This window comes from Micromonospora sp. NPDC049060 (genome assembly GCF_040649055.1).
Lineage (GTDB): Bacteria > Actinomycetota > Actinomycetes > Mycobacteriales > Micromonosporaceae > Micromonospora > Micromonospora reichwaldensis.
Genome location: NZ_JBEZEV010000008.1, coordinates 13,079 through 28,665, shown reverse-complemented (window position 1 = coordinate 28,665; position 15,587 = coordinate 13,079). Strand labels below are relative to the sequence as shown.

Here is a 15,587-nt window from a genome sequence, read left to right as displayed (position 1 = left end):
CGCCCGGCCGGACGGCGCGCGCAGCCCCGCTGGGCTCGTGAAATTTCCCACGGCGCCTCGACAACCCAACGTCACGTGGCAGACTCGCGCGCATAACCTTAATGGTCGTTAACGTGGCTGTGCGGAGCATCGAGGAGGCTGGTCGTGGCGCGTGATTTCACCAGCGTGGGCGTTGTGGGTCTGGGCACCATGGGTGCCGGCATCGTCGAGGTATTCGCGCGCAACGGGGTCGACGTCGTCGCGGTGGAGGTCTCCGAGGACGCGCTGGAACGCGGCCGGGCCATCCTCACCGGGTCGACGGACCGGGCCGTGGCCAAGGGCAAGCTCGCCGAGGCCGACCGGGACGCGCTGCTGAGCCGCGTACGGTTCGCCGTCGGGCTGGACGCGCTGCACGCGGTGGACCTGGTCATCGAGGCGGTGCCCGAGCACCTGGACCTCAAGCAGCGGATCTTCGCCGAGCTGGACCGGGTCTGCAAGCCCGAGGCGATCCTGGCCACCAACACCTCGTCGCTGAGCGTCACCGAGATCTCCGTCGCCACCAGCCGCCCCAACCAGGTGATCGGCATCCACTTCTTCAACCCCGCCCCGGTGATGAAGCTGGTCGAGGTGGTCCGGACGGTGGTCACCTCCGCCGACGTGGTCGCCGACGTGGAGGCGCTCTGCAAGCGGCTCGGCAAGGTCGACGTCACCATCAGCGACCGGGCCGGCTTCATCGCCAACGCGCTGCTCTTCGGCTACCTCAACCACGCCGTCGGGATGTTCGAGACGCACTACGCCACCCGCGAGGACATCGACGCGGCCATGAAGCTCGGCTGCGGCCTGCCCATGGGCCCGCTGGCGCTGATGGACCTGATCGGCCTGGACACCGCGTACGAGATCCTCGACACCATGTACCGGCGCGGCGGCCGGGACCGCCGGCACGCCCCGGTGCCGCTGATCAAGCAGATGGTCACCGCCGGGCTGCTCGGCCGCAAGTCCGGCCGGGGCTTCTACACCTACGAGCGGCCGGGCTCCCCGGTCGTCGTACCCGACGAGCAGACGCCGGTGGCGGCGGAGGCCGCGCTCGCCGGCGCCGCCGCGATCGCGAAGGTGGGCATCGTCGGCTCCGGGACGATGGCCACCGGCATCATCGAGGTCTTCGCCAAGGCCGGCTACGAGGTCGTCTCGGTGACCCGGGGCGCGGAGAAGTCCGCCAAGGTCTTCGAGGTGGTCAAGACCTCGCTCAACAAGGGCGTCGTACGCGGCAAGCTCAGCGAGGCCGACCGGGACGCGGCGCTCGGTCGGATCAACTGGTCGGCCACCCTGGAGCACCTCGCGGACGTCGACCTCGTCGTCGAGGCCGTGGTCGAGGAGTTGAGCGTCAAGAAGGCCCTCTTCGCCAGCCTCGACGAGATCTGCAAGCCGGGCGTCGTGCTCGCCACCACCACCTCCTCGCTGCCGGTGATCGACGTGGCCATGGCCACCCAGCGGCCCGCCGACGTGATCGGGCTGCACTTCTTCAACCCGGCGCCGCTCATGCCGCTGGTCGAGGTCGTGGAGACCATCCGCACCTCGGCGGAGACCACCGCCACCGCCCGCGCGGTCTGCACCGCGCTGGGCAAGACGGGCGTGGTCTGCGGCGACCGGTCCGGCTTCATCGTCAACGCGCTGCTCTTCCCGTACCTCAACGACGCGGTGAAGATGCTGGAGGCGAGCTACTCCACCGCCGACGACATCGACCACGCGATGAAGCTCGGCTGCGGCTACCCGATGGGCCCGTTCGAGCTGCTCGACGTGGTCGGCCTGGACGTCTCGCTGGCCATCCAGCGGGAGCTCTACCTGGAGCTGCGCGAGCCGGGCTTCGCGCCCGCGCCGCTGCTGGAGCACCTCGTCACGGCCGGCTACCTGGGCCGCAAGAGCGGCCGCGGCTTCCGCGACCACACCCGTCGCTGACCCGGTCAACACCGCCCGCCGGTGACGGCGTCTGCATGGTGTGACCTTCGAGGAGTACGTCGGCAGCCGAGGCCCCGCCCTGATGCGGCTGGCCCGGCTGCTGACGGGCGACGAGCACCGGGCCGAGGACCTCACCCAGGACGTCCTGACCCGCGCGTACGTGCACTGGCGGAGGATCGCCCGGGTGGACCGGCCGGACGTGTACGTGCGCCGGATGCTGGTCAACGCCAACAACTCCTGGTGGCGCCGGCGGACGAACCGGGAGCTGGCCACCGCCGACTTCGCGGAACGGCCCCAGCACGGCGACCTCGGCGGCGAGACGGCCGACCGGGACGCCATGTGGCGGCTCATCCTCGGGCTGCCGGACCGCCAGCGGGCGGTGCTCGTGCTGCGCTACTACGAGGACCTCGACGACGCGACCATCGCCCAGATCCTCGGCTGCTCGCCGGTCACCGTCCGCACCCATGCCATGCGGGCGCTCAACAACCTCCGGGAGCGCCACGGCGTCCCGGCGACGAACGGGAGCCGGCCGTGACCGACCTCGACGAACGGATCGTACGGACGCTGCGGGAACGCGCCGAGGGAACGGTCGACACCGACCGGCTCACCGCCCGTGCCGTCGCCGGGGGACGGGTCCGCCGCCGTCGCCGTCGGGCCGGCGCGGGCGTCGCGCTGGGCGTGGCGGCGGTGCTCGGGTTCACCGTCGCCGGCGCTTTCGGGCCGGTGCCCGGACCACGGTGGCCGGGCGCCGAGCCGGCGGTCGCCGTCGCCGCGCCGGCTCGGGTGCACGGGGTATCCGGCGCCGCCGCCCAGCCCGACCTTGTCGGCAGCGACCCGCATCTACTGCACTTCTCGGTCGACCCGGCCCGGGCCCGCTGGCTCACCTGGCAGTCCGTCGCCGGGGCGGAGGGCGCCCGCCTAGATCTCGGCGGTGGCCGGCAAGTCGCGTTCGACCTTGCCCGGACAGCCGAGGCGGTGGAGGACATGCGCCACGAGGGGATGACCTACCCAACCGCGCCGGCGGGCGCCGACGCCTTCGACGGCCAGGTGCGGCAGGTGCCCTCGCCCGGGCCCGGCGCGCAGCCCGGGTGGTTCCTGCGCTGGCAGCCGGTCCCCGGGCTGTACGCGCGGGTCTACACGGTGGCCGACGACGGTTCGGTGCTGCGGACGGCACGGTCGGCGCTGCGCCTCGACGCGGTGCACCGGTGCGCGTCTCCGCTGCGGCTGGGCGTGCTGCCGTCGGACGCCGGGCTCGCGGGCTGTGAGGTGAACGTGATCGGCTTCCCGGATTCGCTCGACGTCCTGCTGCGCGTCACCCGGCCCGGGGAGCGCTGGATGCAGGTGCGGTTGCAGTACCACAGCGAGATAGCCGGCAGCCGCGCCGAAGGAAACCGGACGATCGGCGGCCGGGCGGCCTACCTCTACCCGAAGGGGGACGAGCTGGAGCTGCTCGGCTTCCCGAAAGCGCACCTGACGGCCCGCTTCGGCTGGCCGAGCCAGGGCTTCACCGAGGCGGACGCCGCCGTCGTGTTGGGCGGGGCGCAGGTCGCCCCGGACCTCACCGACCCGCGAACCTGGGACTGACCAGCGGCGGGGCCGGCCCGCCCACCCAGGGCCGGTCCCGCCGCCGGCCCGTACGCTTGGCAAGCGTGAGCCCCCGTCGCAACCGACCCCGCCGCGATGACGCCGCGCACCTCGACTCCGACCGGGCCCGGCAGGGCGTCGCCTCGGTGCAGCAGTGGCGCGACGGCGACTGGCAGGTACGCGGCATCAGCGGCGGCGCCTCCACCAAGACGTACCGCTGTCCGGGCTGTGACCAGGAGATCCGGCCCGGGGTGGCGCACCTGGTGGCGTGGCCGGCGGACGGGCGGGGTGACCTGACCGACCGGCGGCACTGGCACAGCGGGTGCTGGCGGGCCCGGGACCGGCGCGGGCCGGTCGTCCAGCGCGGTCGCGGTGCTCCCCGCTACGGCTGAGCGATCTGGATCACGCTGTTTCCGCCCCGCCCGGCGGTTCCCGGCCGCACCGGAGAGACTGGTGGGGTGAGCACACCGATCCGCGCGTCCTCCATCCTGCCCGGGCACCGCGAGGACATCGAGCTGCACACCGCGGACGGTCTGCGGCTGGTCGGCGAGTTGGCCCGCCCGCTGGACCGTGACCCGGTGGGCACCCTCGTCTGCCTGCACCCGCTGCCGACGCACGGCGGGATGATGGACAGCCACGTGTTCCGCAAGGCGGCGTGGCGGCTGCCGGCCCTGGCCGACCTGGCGGTGCTCCGCTTCAACACCCGGGGGACCAGCAGCATGCGCGGCACCAGCGAGGGGGCCTTCGACAACGCGGTCGGCGAGCGCTTCGACGTCGCCGCCGCCATCGAGTACGCCGAGTTCCACGAGCTGCCGAACGTCTGGCTGCTCGGCTGGTCGTTCGGCACGGACCTGACCCTCAAGTACGGCTGCGACCCGGCCGTCGTCGGGGCGATCCTGCTCTCCCCGCCGCTGCGCTTCTCCGCCCCGGCCGACCTGGAGCACTGGACGGAGTCCGGCAAGCCGCTGACCGCGCTGGTGCCCGAGTTCGACGACTACCTGCGCCCCGACGAGGCCCGGGAGCGCTTCGCGGCGGTGCCGCAGGCCGAGGTGGTCGGGGTGCCCGGGGCGAAGCACCTCTGGGTCGGCGACGCCGAGACCGTGCTGGACGAGGTGGTCCGCCGGGTCAACCCGGCCGCCGCCGTGCCGCTGCCGACCACCTGGGACGGCCCGATGGAGACCGGCGACGTCAGCGCGTACGCCGACCACACGGTGGCCTCCTTCGCGGACCGCCCGGTGCCCGGCCCGCCCGCCGGCCAGGCCGGCTGACGCGCCCTCGGCCTCGCGCTCCCGTCGCGAGCCCGGCCGACCCGGTCCATCCGTGGCCGGACCGGGCCGGGCGGGGTCAGCGGGACTCCTGCCGGGGCAGGACCACCTCCCGCAGGATGAGCTGGAGCGCGGCCACCGCCGGGATCGCGATCAGCGCGCCCACCACGCCCAGCAGGGAGACCCCGAGCAGGGCGCCCACCAGGGCGGCCACCTCGTTGACCGACACCGACCGGCGCATGATCTTGGGATAGATCAGGTAGTTCTCCACCTGCTGGTAGATCAGGAAGAACACCGCACAGGCGATGCCGATTGGCAGGTCCGTGGCGAACCCGACCAGGCTGACGATCACCGCGCCGAGGGTCGCGCCGATCTGCGGGATCAGGTCCGTCACCGCGACCACCACGGCCAGCGCGAACGGGTACGGCAGACCGACGATCAACGCGAAGACGAACGTGGACACCCCGGCCAGCACCGCGATGCTGAGCGCGCCCACCATGTACGCGCCCACCTTGGTCAGGATCTCGTCCCCGATCAGCCGTACCCGCTCCCGGCGCGAGCGGGGCACCAGCGAGTAGCCCAGGTCGCGGAGCCGGTCGAAGTAGGCCAGGAAGTAGATGGTCAACACCAGCACGGTCAGCCCCCGGAAGACCGTGCCGAAGATCAGTTGGGCGCCGCCGAGCACCCCGCCGAGGGCCTGACCGACCGTGTCCGCGTTCGCCGCGCTCTGCACCCGCTCCATCAGGTCGTACCGCTCCACCAGGTCGTTGACCGTCTCGTTGCGGCGCAACGCCTCCAGGTAGCTCGGCAACTGCCCGATGAACTGCCCGCTCTGCGTGACGATCGGCGGCACCAGGGCGAACAGGCCACCGCAGAGGAGCAGCACGACCGTCAGCGCGACCACCGCCACGGCGAGCCCGTGCGGCAGCCCCCAGGACCGCAACCGGACCACCGCGGGGTGCAGACCGACGGCGAGGAAGAGCGCGATGACCACCAGGACCAGGATGCCGGCCGCGTTGCGCAGGCCCAGATAGAGGGCGTACGCGAGCAGCACCCCGGCCGCGCCGGTGAAGCCGACCAGGAAGCTGCTGCGCTTCAGCGGCCGCCCCGGCGTACCGAACCGGCTCGACCCGTTCCCCGCCGGCTCGCCGTCGTCCGTCGTGCCGGTCGTGTCTCTCGTGCCCGTCGTGTCTCTCGTGCCCGCCGTGCTCGTCGTGCCCGTCGTCCTGTCGGCGTGTTCGGGCGCGGTGGCGTGCTCCGGCTTCCGGTTCCTGTCGCCCGGTGCCGGGGCGCGGCCGGGCTCCCGGTCGCCGCTCGACGCCATCGGTCCGTCGTCCGCCATCGGACCTCCCTGGATCGATTCCCACGGGACGGCCCGACCACGGCTCACGTCGGCGAATCCCACCGGGAGCGTACGCCGGAGGCCCGACGGTGCGACCCGCCCGAGCCGAGCCACCCGACCCGACGGTGCGACCGGCCCGAGCCGTGCCACCCGACCCGACGGTGCGACCGGCCCGAGCCGTGCCACCCGACCCGACGGTGCGACCGGCCCGAGCCGTGCCATCCGGCCCGGGCGGTGTGACCGGCCCGGGCGGTGTGACCGGCCCGGGCGGTGTGACCGGCCCGGGCGGTGTGACCGGCCCGGGCGGTGTGACCGGCCCGGGCGGTGCGACCGGCCCGGGCGGTGTGACCGACCCGGCGGTGCCACCGAGGCCAGCCAACACCACCTCTCCGCGCACCCTTTGGGTGCGGGCAGGACCGAAGTCCTGAGATCTTGGTACGGCACGGCCCCTATAGGGGCCCGATTCTTCCAAGATCCGCCCGACGCACCCGAATCGTCGGGCGGTGGAGCGGTCGGGGGTCAGTCCTTCTCGGCGACGACCTTGCTCGGCTTGGCGCTGCGCTCGTCGGTGGTCGGCTTCGCCGGGCGCTTGCCGTTCTCGCCGGTGCTGGTGATCTTGGTCGGGGTGGCGCCCCGACCTCCCTCGCCGGGCACCGCCGCCACGGTCGGCTCCCCGTCCACGCCGGCGCTGGCCGTGCCCCCGTCGACGGTGGTCACGGTGGCCTTGCCGTTGGTCGGCTGCCCGGCGTCGGCCGGCTCGATCCGGCCCTTGGCCGGCTGCCCGGCGTCCTCCGGCTCCACCTTGCCGGCGGCGGGCTTCCCGTCCGAGGAGGACGGAGGCGCTGCGGTGCCTGTCGCCCCGCCCGCGACCGGGGCCTTGTCCGCGGAGCCCACACCGGCCGGGGTCTTGTCGGCCGGGGGCTTGTCCGCGTCGGGGCGGGGCCTGCCGCCGTTCGCCGTGGCCGGCTTGCCGTCCGCCACCACCGGGGCGGCGGCGCCGTCCGTCCCGCCCAGCAGGTCGGCCGCCGCGAGCCGACCCAACCGCAGCTCCGCCACCTGTCGCTGGAGCTCGTCGGACTCCTGCCGGGACTTCCAGGTCTCCTGGCGCAGGTCGGCCAGCTCCTGCTGGGCCTGGGCGATCTCCAGCATCACCTGGGCGAGCTGCTGACGGCTGGCGGCGGCCTCCTGCTGCGTGGCGGCGAGGTGCTGCTGGGTCGTCGCCAGGTGCTGCTGCGTCGTGGCCGCGTACTCCTCGAACTGCCGCCGCGACGTCGCCACGTGCTCGTCGGCCTTGCGGCGCTTGTCGGCCGCCTCCGACTCGGCCCGGCCGAGCAGCGCCGCGGCCTCCTCCTCGGCCTGCCGGCGCATCGTCAGCGCGTCCTGCTCGGCGGCCTGGCGGACGGCGGCGGCACCCTGCTCGATCTCGTTCTTCCGGGCGGTGTACTCCGCCTCCAGCGTCGCGCGGCGCGACTCGAACCCGGACTCCAGCTCGTCGTGCCGGCTCGTGTGCTGCTTCTCCAGCTCGGCGAGCCGGGTCTTGTACTGCTTCTCCAGCTCGTCGCGGCGCTTGGTGAACTCCTGCTCGGCCGCCGCGCGGCGCTGGGTCAGCTCGCGGTCCGCGGCCTCGCGCCGGCTGTTGACCTCCTGCTCGACCCCGGCCCGCCAGGCGCCCAGCTCCTGCTGCGTCTGGGCCCGGGCGTGCTGCACGTACGCCTCGGTCTCGGTGCGCATCCGCTGCACGTACGCCTCGGTCTCGGCGCGGTTGCGCTTGGCCGTCTCGGCCGCCTGGGTGGTGAGCCGCTCGGCCTCCTGGCGGGCCTTCTCGCGGGTGGCCCGGCCGGCGCTCGCGGCGTCGTCGATGATCTGCTTGGCGTCCCGCTGCGCCTTGGCGTGGGTGGCCCGGCCCGCCTCGGTGGCCTGGTCGACCAGGCGCTTGGACTCCTGCTGGGCCTTGGCGTGCACCTCCTTGGCGGCCTCCCGCAGCTGGGTGGCCTCCTGCTGCGCCTTGGCGTGCACCTCCTTGGCGGCCTCGCGCAGCTTGGTCGCCTCCTGCTGGGCCCGCTGGTGGATCTCCTTGGCCGCGTCCCGCAGCTGGGTGGCCTCCTGCTGGGCCTTCGCGAGCGCCTCCTGGGCGGCCTTGCGCAGCCGGGCGGCCTCGTCCTTGGCGGTCCGGACGGCGGCGTCCGCCTCGGCCTTGCGGGCCGCGGTGTGCCGCTCCTCCTCCGTCCGGCGGGCGGCCAGCGCGATCTCGAAATCCTTGAGGGCGGTGGCGGCCTGCTCGCGGGCCTCGTCGACGATGTGCTCCGCGGCGGCCCGGCGAGCCTCGATCTCCTCGTTGGCGGAGGCCAGGATCGCGTCGGCCTGCTCCTCGGCGATGGTGAGGATCTGCTCCACCCGCGGGCCCAGGTGCCGGTAGGAGACGTTCTCCAGCGCCCCGGACGACTTGCGCGCCTGGGCGAGGTCACGTTGGAGCACCTCGACCTGGCCGGCCAGCTTGTGGATCTGTGTGTAGGCCTGTTCCCGCTCGGCCGCCAGGGCCGCGATCTCGTGCTCCGCGCGAGCGACGTACCGGTCGACCTGTCGTTTCTCGTACCCCCGCAGAGCGGACTCGAAGCTGGGCTCCGTGGTCACATCCCCGCCGAGAGCGAACAGTTCCTCGCCGTGCGACATGCCCCCATCCTCACACGCCTCCAGTCCGGCTGGGGCGATACGGACGCCCCGGATAGGACCTACTTCACTGCCGACACGCCCGGGCAATTCGCTCGGCGGGAAAAAGCGTACGGCGCGGGGCGCACCGGTCACCCGGTGTCACCCCGCGCCGTGGAAATCATGCCCCGGTCGGGTGGGTCGGTCGGGTCAGTTGGCGGTCTCCGCGGCTACCCGCTCGTCGGCGTTGTCGGCCTTCTTCGCCTCCGGCTTGGCCGGCGCGGCGGGCGGCGCGGCGGGCACGCCCGGCACGATGCCGGCGAGGCCGGAGAGCATCTGGCCGAGCTGCGAGGTGACGGCGTCCTTCTGCCGGGTGAGGTCCTCGACCTCGCGGCGGGCCGCCTGGGTGGTCAGCTCGGCCTCGGTGCGCGCCTCGGTGAGCAGGCGGTTCGACTCGGCCTTCGCCTCGGTGAGCGTCTTGTCGGCCAGCGCCTTGGCCTTGTCGACCGTCTCGTTGGCGGTGCGCTCCGACTCGACCCGGCGGGCCTCGGCGCGCTGCTCGATCTCCTTGGCCCGCTCCTGCGCGGCGTGGGCCCGCTGCTCGGCCTCGCTGACCAGCTTCTGGGTCTGGGCCACCTGCGCGGCGTGCCGCTCGGACTCCTCGCGCTCGGCCTTCTCCCGGCGCTCGGCCAGCTGGAGCTCCAGGGCCTGGAGGTCCTTGTCGCGCTTGTCGCGGGCGTCGGTGAGCAGCTTGGTCGCCTCGGCGCGCTTCTCCTCGGCCTCGCGGGCCGCCTTCGCCCGCTGCTGGGTGATCTCCCGCTCGGCGGTGGCCCGCAGGGTGGCGACCTCGCGCTCGACGGTGGACTTCAGCTCGGCGACCTCGTGGGCGGTGACCGTGCGCAGCTGCTTGGTCTCCCGGTCGGCGTCGGCGCGCAGCGTGTCGGCCTCGCGCCGGGCCTGGACGCGGACCTCGGCGGCCTCGCGCTCGGCGGCGGTGCGGACGCTGCCCGCCTCCCGCTCGGCGTTGGCCTTCATGGCCGCCGCCTCGGCGCGCGCCTTGTCGGTGATCTCGCGCGCCTCGAGGCGGGCGGCGGAGAGGATGCCCTCCGACTCGCGCTTGGCCTCGTTGCGGTGGTCGTTGGCCTGCTCCTCGGCCAGCCGCAGGATCTGCTCGACGCGGGTGCCGAGACCGGAGAGGGTCGGCCGGCTGTTCTCCTCGAGCTGCTTGTTGGTGTCGGCGAGCTTCTGCTCCAGCGCGCTCATCCGCTGCTCGGCCTGGCGGAGCCGTCGCTGGGCGTCGTTCATCCGCTGCTCGGCCTCGGCGCGGGCCTGCTCGGACTGGGTCAGCGCGGCCGTCATCCGGCCGATGAAGTCATCGACCTGGTGGGTGTTGTAGCCGCGCAGGCCAACGGTGAAATCGGGCTGCGAGTTCGCGTTATCGAAGAACGCAAGAGGGGAGGACTGCTGGGGCATTGGGACATACTCGCAGACCCCCCAGGGTGCTTCGCAAGAGCGGTGCCGAGCTTTCGTGTCCTCATTACATGGTCAACTGCGGGTCCGCCGAGGACCGGGCAGATCGCCGATCTTGGCAGGTCCCGGGCGGGTCGGACGGCACGGAGCGTGACAGGGGAGAGGGCACGGAGCGTGACATGGAAAAGGGCCGCGGGAGTACCCCGCGGCCCTTTGTCGCGCTATGGTCGGCATCGCTCGAATGAGCGTCCGACACTAGGCGGAAAGGCAATCGCCGTTCACCGCAATGGTCGACGGCGCCTCGTCCCTCGGGTCAGTGGCCGCGGAACCGGTTGATCGCGTCCTCGTGCCGGGAGCGCAGCTCGCGGTCGCGTACGCCGAGCCCGTCCGACGGGGCCAGGCAGCGGACGCCGACCTTGCCCTGGTGCGCGTTGCGGTGCACCTCGTACGCGGCCTGGCCGGTCTGCTCCAGCGCGTAGGTCTTCGACACCGTGGGGTGGACCTTGCCCAGTGCCACGAGCCGGTTGGCCTCCCACGCCTCGCGGTAGTTGGCGAAGTGGCTGCCGATGATCCGCTTCAGGTGCATCCAGAGGTAGCGGTTGTCGTACTGGTGCAGGTAGCCGCTGGTGGAGGCGCAGGTGACGATGGTGCCGCCCTTCTTGGCCACGTAGACGCTGGCGCCGAAGGTCTCCCGGCCGGGGTGCTCGAAGACGATGTCCGGGTCGTCGCCGCCGGTCAGCTCGCGGATGCGCTCGCCGAAGCGGCGCCACTCGTCCTGGTCCTGGGTCTGCTCGTCGGACCAGAAGCGGAAGCCCTCGGCGGTGCGGTCGATCACCAGCTCGGCGCCCATCTTCCGGCACAGCTCCGCCTTCTCCGGCGAGGAGACCACGCAGACCGGGATCGCGCCGCCGTTGAGCGCCATCTGGGTGGCGTAGCCGCCCAGGCCGCCGGAGGCGCCCCAGATCAGCACCACGTCGCCCTGCTTCATGTTGGCCCCGTGGTGCGACACCAGCTGCCGGTACGCCGTCGAGTTGACCAGCCCCGGGCTGGCCGCCTCCTCCCAGCTCAGGTGCTGCGGCTTGGGCATCAGCTGGTTGGCCTTGACCACGCACAGCTCGGCCAGGCCGCCGAAGTTGGTCTCGAAGCCCCAGATCCGCTGCTGCGGATCCAGCATGGTGTCGTCGTGCCCGGCCGCGTCCTCCAGCTCCACGGAGAGGCAGTGCGCGACGACCTCGTCGCCGGCCTTCCACTTCGTCACCCCGGGCCCGGTGCGCAGCACCACGCCGGCGGCGTCGGAGCCCACCACGTGGTACGGCAGGTCGTGCCGGCGGGTCAGCTCGGAGAGCCGGCCGTAGCGCTGGAGGAACTTGAAGGTCGGCAGCGGCTCGAAGATGCTGGTCCAGACCGTGTTGTAGTTGATCGCGCTGGCCATCACGGCGACCAGCGCCTCGCCCGGCCCCAGCTCCGGCGTCGGCACCTCCTGCACGTGCAGCGCCTTGCGCGGGTCCTTGTCCCGGGTGGCCAGGCCGTCGAACATCCGGGTCTCGTCGGCGCGCACCACCACGCCGCGGTACGTCTCGGGTACCGGCAGGCCGGCGATCCCGGCGAGCTCCCGTGCGGGTTTGTCGGATCCCTCCGCCGCCATGATCGCTTCGAGGATGTCCTGCACGTCGACCTCCCGTTCGTCCGCACCCCGCCCACGCGGGCCTGGGTGCTGCCATCGTCGGCGTCGGTGCGGCCCACCGCCATGTCGGCATCCGACACATCCGGTACCGGCCGCGCTCCTGTGGGGCGGGACGTTACTGAACAGTAGGTAGGGCCGGAAGTCCTCTGTGAAAAACTGCATTGGCCGATGCGTGGAGGTGCCCGGGCGGCGGTGGAACCACGCACCGACGCGCTCGGCGGGGCCTCCGGCCCCTCTCCCACCAGCCGGGGAGTGGCCTCCGGCCCCTTCTCGCCAGATGGAGTGTGGCCTCCGGCCCCCGTCCGGTCGACGGGAGCCGGAGGCGGGGGATCAGTGCCCGGCGGCGGGCTCGACGAGTTCGACAAGCACCCCGCCGGCGTCCTTCGGGTGGACGAAGTTGACCCGCGAGTTGGCGGTGCCGCGCTTCGGGGTGTCGTAGAGCAGCTTCACGCCCCGCTCGCGCAGCTTCGCGCAGGCGGCGTCGATGTCCTCGACGGTGTACGCCACCTGCTGCACGCCCGGGCCCTTCTTGTCGAGGAACTTGGCGATTGTCGACTCCGGGGTCAGCGGGGCGAGCAACTGCACGCAGCCGCCCTCGGCGTCCGGGCCGACGGCCAGCATCGCCTCGCGTACGCCCTGCTCGGCGTTCACCTCGGTGTGCACGCAGCGCATCCCGAAGGTGCGCTGGTAGAAGTCGATCGCGGCGTCCAGGTCGGCGACGGCGACCCCGACGTGGTCGATGCGGCGCAGGCCGATGTCTGTGACATAGTCGGCAGCGGTCTCGACGGGGGAGTTCTCAGCCATGGCGCTAGTCTGACCGAACAATCGTTAAGGCGTACAGGTCGGCACCCCCTCGGAGGCAGGCATGGCTTCGGTGATCGTCAGCGGCGCGCGGACCCCGATGGGGCGCCTGCTGGGCAACCTCAAGGACCTCCCCGCGACCAGGCTCGGCGGCATCGCGATCAAGGCGGCGCTCGAGCGGGCCGGCGTCGCCCCCGAGCAGGTCCAGTACGTGATCATGGGGCAGGTGCTCCAGGCCGGCGCCGGACAGATCCCGGCCCGCCAGGCGGCGGTCGAGGCCGGCATCCCGATGTCCGTGCCGGCGCTGACCGTCAACAAGGTCTGCCTCTCCGGCCTGGACGCGATCGCCCTGGCCGACCAGCTGATCCGCGCCGGCGAGTTCGACATCGTCGTCGCCGGCGGCATGGAGTCGATGACCAACGCCCCGCACCTGCTGCTCGGCCAGCGCGGCGGCTACAAGTACGGCGACGTGGTGGTCAAGGACCACATGGCGCTCGACGGGCTCACCGACGCCTGGGACAACTGCGCGATGGGCGAGTCCACCGAGCGGCACAACGGGCGGCACGGCATCTCCCGCGAGGAGCAGGACGCGTTCGCCGCGACCAGCCACCAGCGGGCCGCCGCCGCGCAGAAGAACGGCCACTTCGCCGACGAGATCACCCCGGTGGTCATCCCGCAGCGCAAGGGCGACCCGCTGGTGATCAGCGAGGACGAGGGGATCCGCCCGGACACCACCGTCGAGTCGCTGGCGAAGCTGCGCCCGGCGTTCGCCAAGGACGGCACCATCACCGCCGGCAGCGCCTCGCCGATCTCCGACGGCGCCGCCGCGGTGGTCGTCATGAGCAAGGCCAAGGCCAAGGAGCTGGGGCTGACCTGGCTGGCCGAGATCGGCGCGCACGGCAACGTCGCGGGCCCGGACAACTCCCTGCACTCGCAGCCGTCCAACGCGATCCAGCACGCCCTCAAGAAGGGCGGGCTCGGCATCGAGGACCTGGACCTCATCGAGATCAACGAGGCGTTCGCCCAGGTGGGCATCCAGTCCACCCGTGACCTCGGGATCAGCCCGGACAAGGTCAACGTCAACGGCGGGGCGATCGCGCTGGGCCACCCGATCGGCATGTCCGGCGCCCGGCTGGTGCTCACCCTCGCGCTGGAGCTCAAGCGCCGGGGCGGCGGCACGGGCGCCGCGGCGCTCTGCGGCGGCGGCGGCCAGGGCGACGCTCTGATCATCCACGTCCCGGCCCCCGGCGAGAGCGGTCACTGACCGCCGGCCGGCCGATCCCGTAGAGGCAGCACAGTGAGCGAGATCGTCGACGGCGTCCCGGCGGCCGGCGCACCCCCGGTGCGCCGCAGCCGGGACGTGCCGATGCTGGTCGAGCGGGCCCGCGCGGGCGATCCGCGCGCGGTGGCCCGGCTGATCACCCTGGTCGAGTCAGGCGACGAGACGCTGCCGCGGATCGCGGCGGCCCTCGCGCCGTACGCCGGCCAGGCCCAGGTGGTCGGGCTGACCGGCTCACCGGGGGTGGGCAAGTCGACCACCACCAACGAGCTGGTCCGGGCGCTGCGCGCCCGCGGCCACCGGGTGGGCGTGCTGGCCATCGACCCGTCCAGCCCGTTCACGGGCGGGGCGATCCTCGGCGACCGGGTCCGGATGCAGGACCACGCCACCGACCCGGGCGTCTACATCCGGTCGATGTCGAGCCGGGGCCACCTGGGCGGGCTGTCGGCCGCCACGCCGCAGGCGGTGCGGGTGCTGGAGGGCGCCGGCTGCGACGTCGTGCTGGTGGAGACCGTGGGCGTCGGGCAGGCCGAGGTGGAGGTCGCCTCGCTGGCCGACACCACGCTGGTGCTGCTCGCCCCGGGCATGGGCGACGCGATCCAGGCGGTCAAGGCCGGCATCCTGGAGATCGCCGACGTCTTCGTGGTCAACAAGGCCGACCGGGACGGCGCCGACGCCACCTACCGCGACATCCAGGGCATGATCGCCCTGGGTGAGCGCGGCCCGGGCGACTGGCGGCCGCAGGTGGTGCGCGCGATCGCCTCCCGGGGCGAGGGGATCGACGACATCGCCGCCGCCATCGACAAGCACCGTGCCTGGCTGGTCGAGCACGGCGAGCTGCGTCGCCGCCAGGAGGCGCGGGCCGCCGCCGAGGTCGAGGCGATCGCGCTGGGCGTGCTCCGCGCCCGGATCGGTTCCCTGCGCGACGGTACGGAGCTGCCGGCGCTCGCCGCGAAGGTGGCCGAGGGCGCCCTCGACCCGTACGCGGCGGCCGACGAACTGCTCTCCCAGCTCGGCTCCTGAGGGGCCCGTCGAGCTAGTACGCTCGCACCGCTCCACGGTCGGCGTGGGGCGGTGCGCGGCGGAGTGGGGAGACGATGGGCGACGAGGCGACGCAGGAGCTGTCGGTGACACCGGACGCGGTGCCGGGCGGGACGACGCTCGTCTCCGACGAGGTGGTGGAGAAGATCGCGGTGGCCGCCGCGCGGTCCGTGCCCGGGGTGGTCGAGCTGGGCGGAGACGTGGCCCGGTTCTTCAACGCGGTGCTCGACAAGGTCGGGCTCGACCAGGTCGGCGACGCCCGGCGCGGCTGCTCGGCCCACGTCACGAACGGTGCCGCGGTGGTCAACCTGGTCATCGTGATCGAGGCCGGCCGCCCGGTGCCGCAGGTGACCGCCGAGGTCCGGGCGCAGGTCGCCGGGGCGGTCGAGGCGTACGGGCTGCGGGTCGACGAGGTCAACATCAGGGTCGACGACGTGGCCCTGGGCGGTCCCGCCGCGCCCGTCGCGTGACGCGTCCGGCGGCTCAGGTTACCTGCCGGTACGAACTTACTTAGCGATCGTTCAGGTCTGGGCTCTACACTCG

13 protein-coding genes are annotated in these 15,587 nt (G+C 73.0%); 8 read left to right on the top strand and 5 right to left on the bottom strand.

Annotated elements, in window-relative coordinates:
* Positions 1–144: 144 nt before the first annotated feature.
* The 5 genes from AB0B83_RS05915 (at position 145) to AB0B83_RS05895 (ending at position 4,784) form a co-directional block, all read left to right on the top strand.
* Positions 145–1,932 carry a 3-hydroxybutyryl-CoA dehydrogenase gene (locus AB0B83_RS05915; RefSeq protein WP_357577194.1) on the top strand — a complete coding sequence of 596 codons (1,788 nt, stop codon included), beginning with the start codon at positions 145–147 and terminating at the stop codon, positions 1,930–1,932.
* A 40-nt stretch (positions 1,933–1,972) separates the two neighbouring features.
* Entirely contained in the window at positions 1,973–2,467 is a 495-nt protein-coding gene (locus AB0B83_RS05910; RefSeq protein WP_151454869.1) for a SigE family RNA polymerase sigma factor, read from the top strand.
* Entirely contained in the window at positions 2,464–3,516 is a 1,053-nt protein-coding gene (locus tag AB0B83_RS05905; protein WP_357577193.1) for a hypothetical protein, read from the top strand. The genes AB0B83_RS05910 and AB0B83_RS05905 overlap by 4 nt, the downstream gene beginning before the upstream one ends.
* 65 nt (positions 3,517–3,581) lie before the next feature.
* On the top strand, positions 3,582–3,908 hold the full coding sequence (locus AB0B83_RS05900; RefSeq protein ID WP_172896372.1) for a hypothetical protein: 327 nt from the start codon (positions 3,582–3,584) through the stop codon (positions 3,906–3,908).
* A gap of 66 nt (positions 3,909–3,974) precedes the next feature.
* The gene (locus tag AB0B83_RS05895) at positions 3,975–4,784 is read left to right on the top strand and encodes an alpha/beta hydrolase (RefSeq protein ID WP_357577192.1); all 810 of its coding nucleotides are present in this window, start codon (positions 3,975–3,977) and stop codon (positions 4,782–4,784) included.
* A 76-nt stretch (positions 4,785–4,860) separates the two neighbouring features.
* On the opposite strand, the gene AB0B83_RS05890 is transcribed toward AB0B83_RS05895, so the two are convergent.
* The 5 genes from AB0B83_RS05890 to mce all read right to left on the bottom strand — a co-directional run bounded on the left by AB0B83_RS05890 (position 4,861) and on the right by mce (position 12,727).
* Positions 4,861–6,123: an AI-2E family transporter gene (locus AB0B83_RS05890; RefSeq protein WP_357577191.1), complete on the bottom strand. Its 1,263-nt coding sequence runs from the start codon at positions 6,121–6,123 to the stop codon at positions 4,861–4,863.
* A 519-nt stretch (positions 6,124–6,642) separates the two neighbouring features.
* A complete protein-coding gene (locus AB0B83_RS05885; RefSeq protein ID WP_357577190.1) occupies positions 6,643–8,793 on the bottom strand; it encodes a hypothetical protein in 2,151 nt (716 codons plus the stop codon).
* 186 nt (positions 8,794–8,979) lie between these two features.
* Entirely contained in the window at positions 8,980–10,242 is a 1,263-nt protein-coding gene (locus AB0B83_RS05880; protein ID WP_357577189.1) for a cell division protein DivIVA, read from the bottom strand.
* Between the two features lie 310 nt (positions 10,243–10,552).
* On the bottom strand, positions 10,553–11,908 hold the full coding sequence (gene ccrA, locus AB0B83_RS05875) for a crotonyl-CoA carboxylase/reductase (RefSeq protein ID WP_357577188.1): 1,356 nt from the start codon (positions 11,906–11,908) through the stop codon (positions 10,553–10,555).
* A gap of 345 nt (positions 11,909–12,253) precedes the next feature.
* The gene (mce, locus tag AB0B83_RS05870) at positions 12,254–12,727 is read right to left on the bottom strand and encodes a methylmalonyl-CoA epimerase (RefSeq protein WP_121399562.1); all 474 of its coding nucleotides are present in this window, start codon (positions 12,725–12,727) and stop codon (positions 12,254–12,256) included.
* Between the two features lie 61 nt (positions 12,728–12,788).
* On the opposite strand from mce, the gene AB0B83_RS05865 reads away from it, so the two are divergent.
* From AB0B83_RS05865 to AB0B83_RS05855, 3 genes are all read left to right on the top strand, one after another.
* Positions 12,789–13,988, top strand: a complete 1,200-nt coding sequence (locus AB0B83_RS05865; protein ID WP_357577187.1) for an acetyl-CoA C-acetyltransferase — start codon at positions 12,789–12,791, stop codon at positions 13,986–13,988.
* Between the two features lie 33 nt (positions 13,989–14,021).
* Positions 14,022–15,026, top strand: coding sequence for a methylmalonyl Co-A mutase-associated GTPase MeaB (meaB, locus tag AB0B83_RS05860; RefSeq protein WP_357577186.1), 1,005 nt, complete (start codon positions 14,022–14,024; stop codon positions 15,024–15,026).
* Positions 15,027–15,100: 74 nt separating this feature from the next.
* Positions 15,101–15,514: an Asp23/Gls24 family envelope stress response protein gene (locus AB0B83_RS05855; protein ID WP_357577185.1), complete on the top strand. Its 414-nt coding sequence runs from the start codon at positions 15,101–15,103 to the stop codon at positions 15,512–15,514.
* The last annotated feature ends 73 nt before the right edge of the window (positions 15,515–15,587 follow it).

Coding starts and splice junctions, on each gene's coding strand:
- AB0B83_RS05890 (WP_357577191.1), bottom strand. CDS start 6,123: ATGGCGGACGACGGACCGATGGCGTCGAGCGGCGACCGGGAGCCCGGC.
- AB0B83_RS05885 (WP_357577190.1), bottom strand. CDS start 8,793: ATGTCGCACGGCGAGGAACTGTTCGCTCTCGGCGGGGATGTGACCACG.
- AB0B83_RS05880 (WP_357577189.1), bottom strand. CDS start 10,242: ATGCCCCAGCAGTCCTCCCCTCTTGCGTTCTTCGATAACGCGAACTCG.
- mce (WP_121399562.1), bottom strand. CDS start 12,727: ATGGCTGAGAACTCCCCCGTCGAGACCGCTGCCGACTATGTCACAGAC.
- AB0B83_RS05865 (WP_357577187.1), top strand. CDS start 12,789: ATGGCTTCGGTGATCGTCAGCGGCGCGCGGACCCCGATGGGGCGCCTG.
- AB0B83_RS05855 (WP_357577185.1), top strand. CDS start 15,101: ATGGGCGACGAGGCGACGCAGGAGCTGTCGGTGACACCGGACGCGGTG.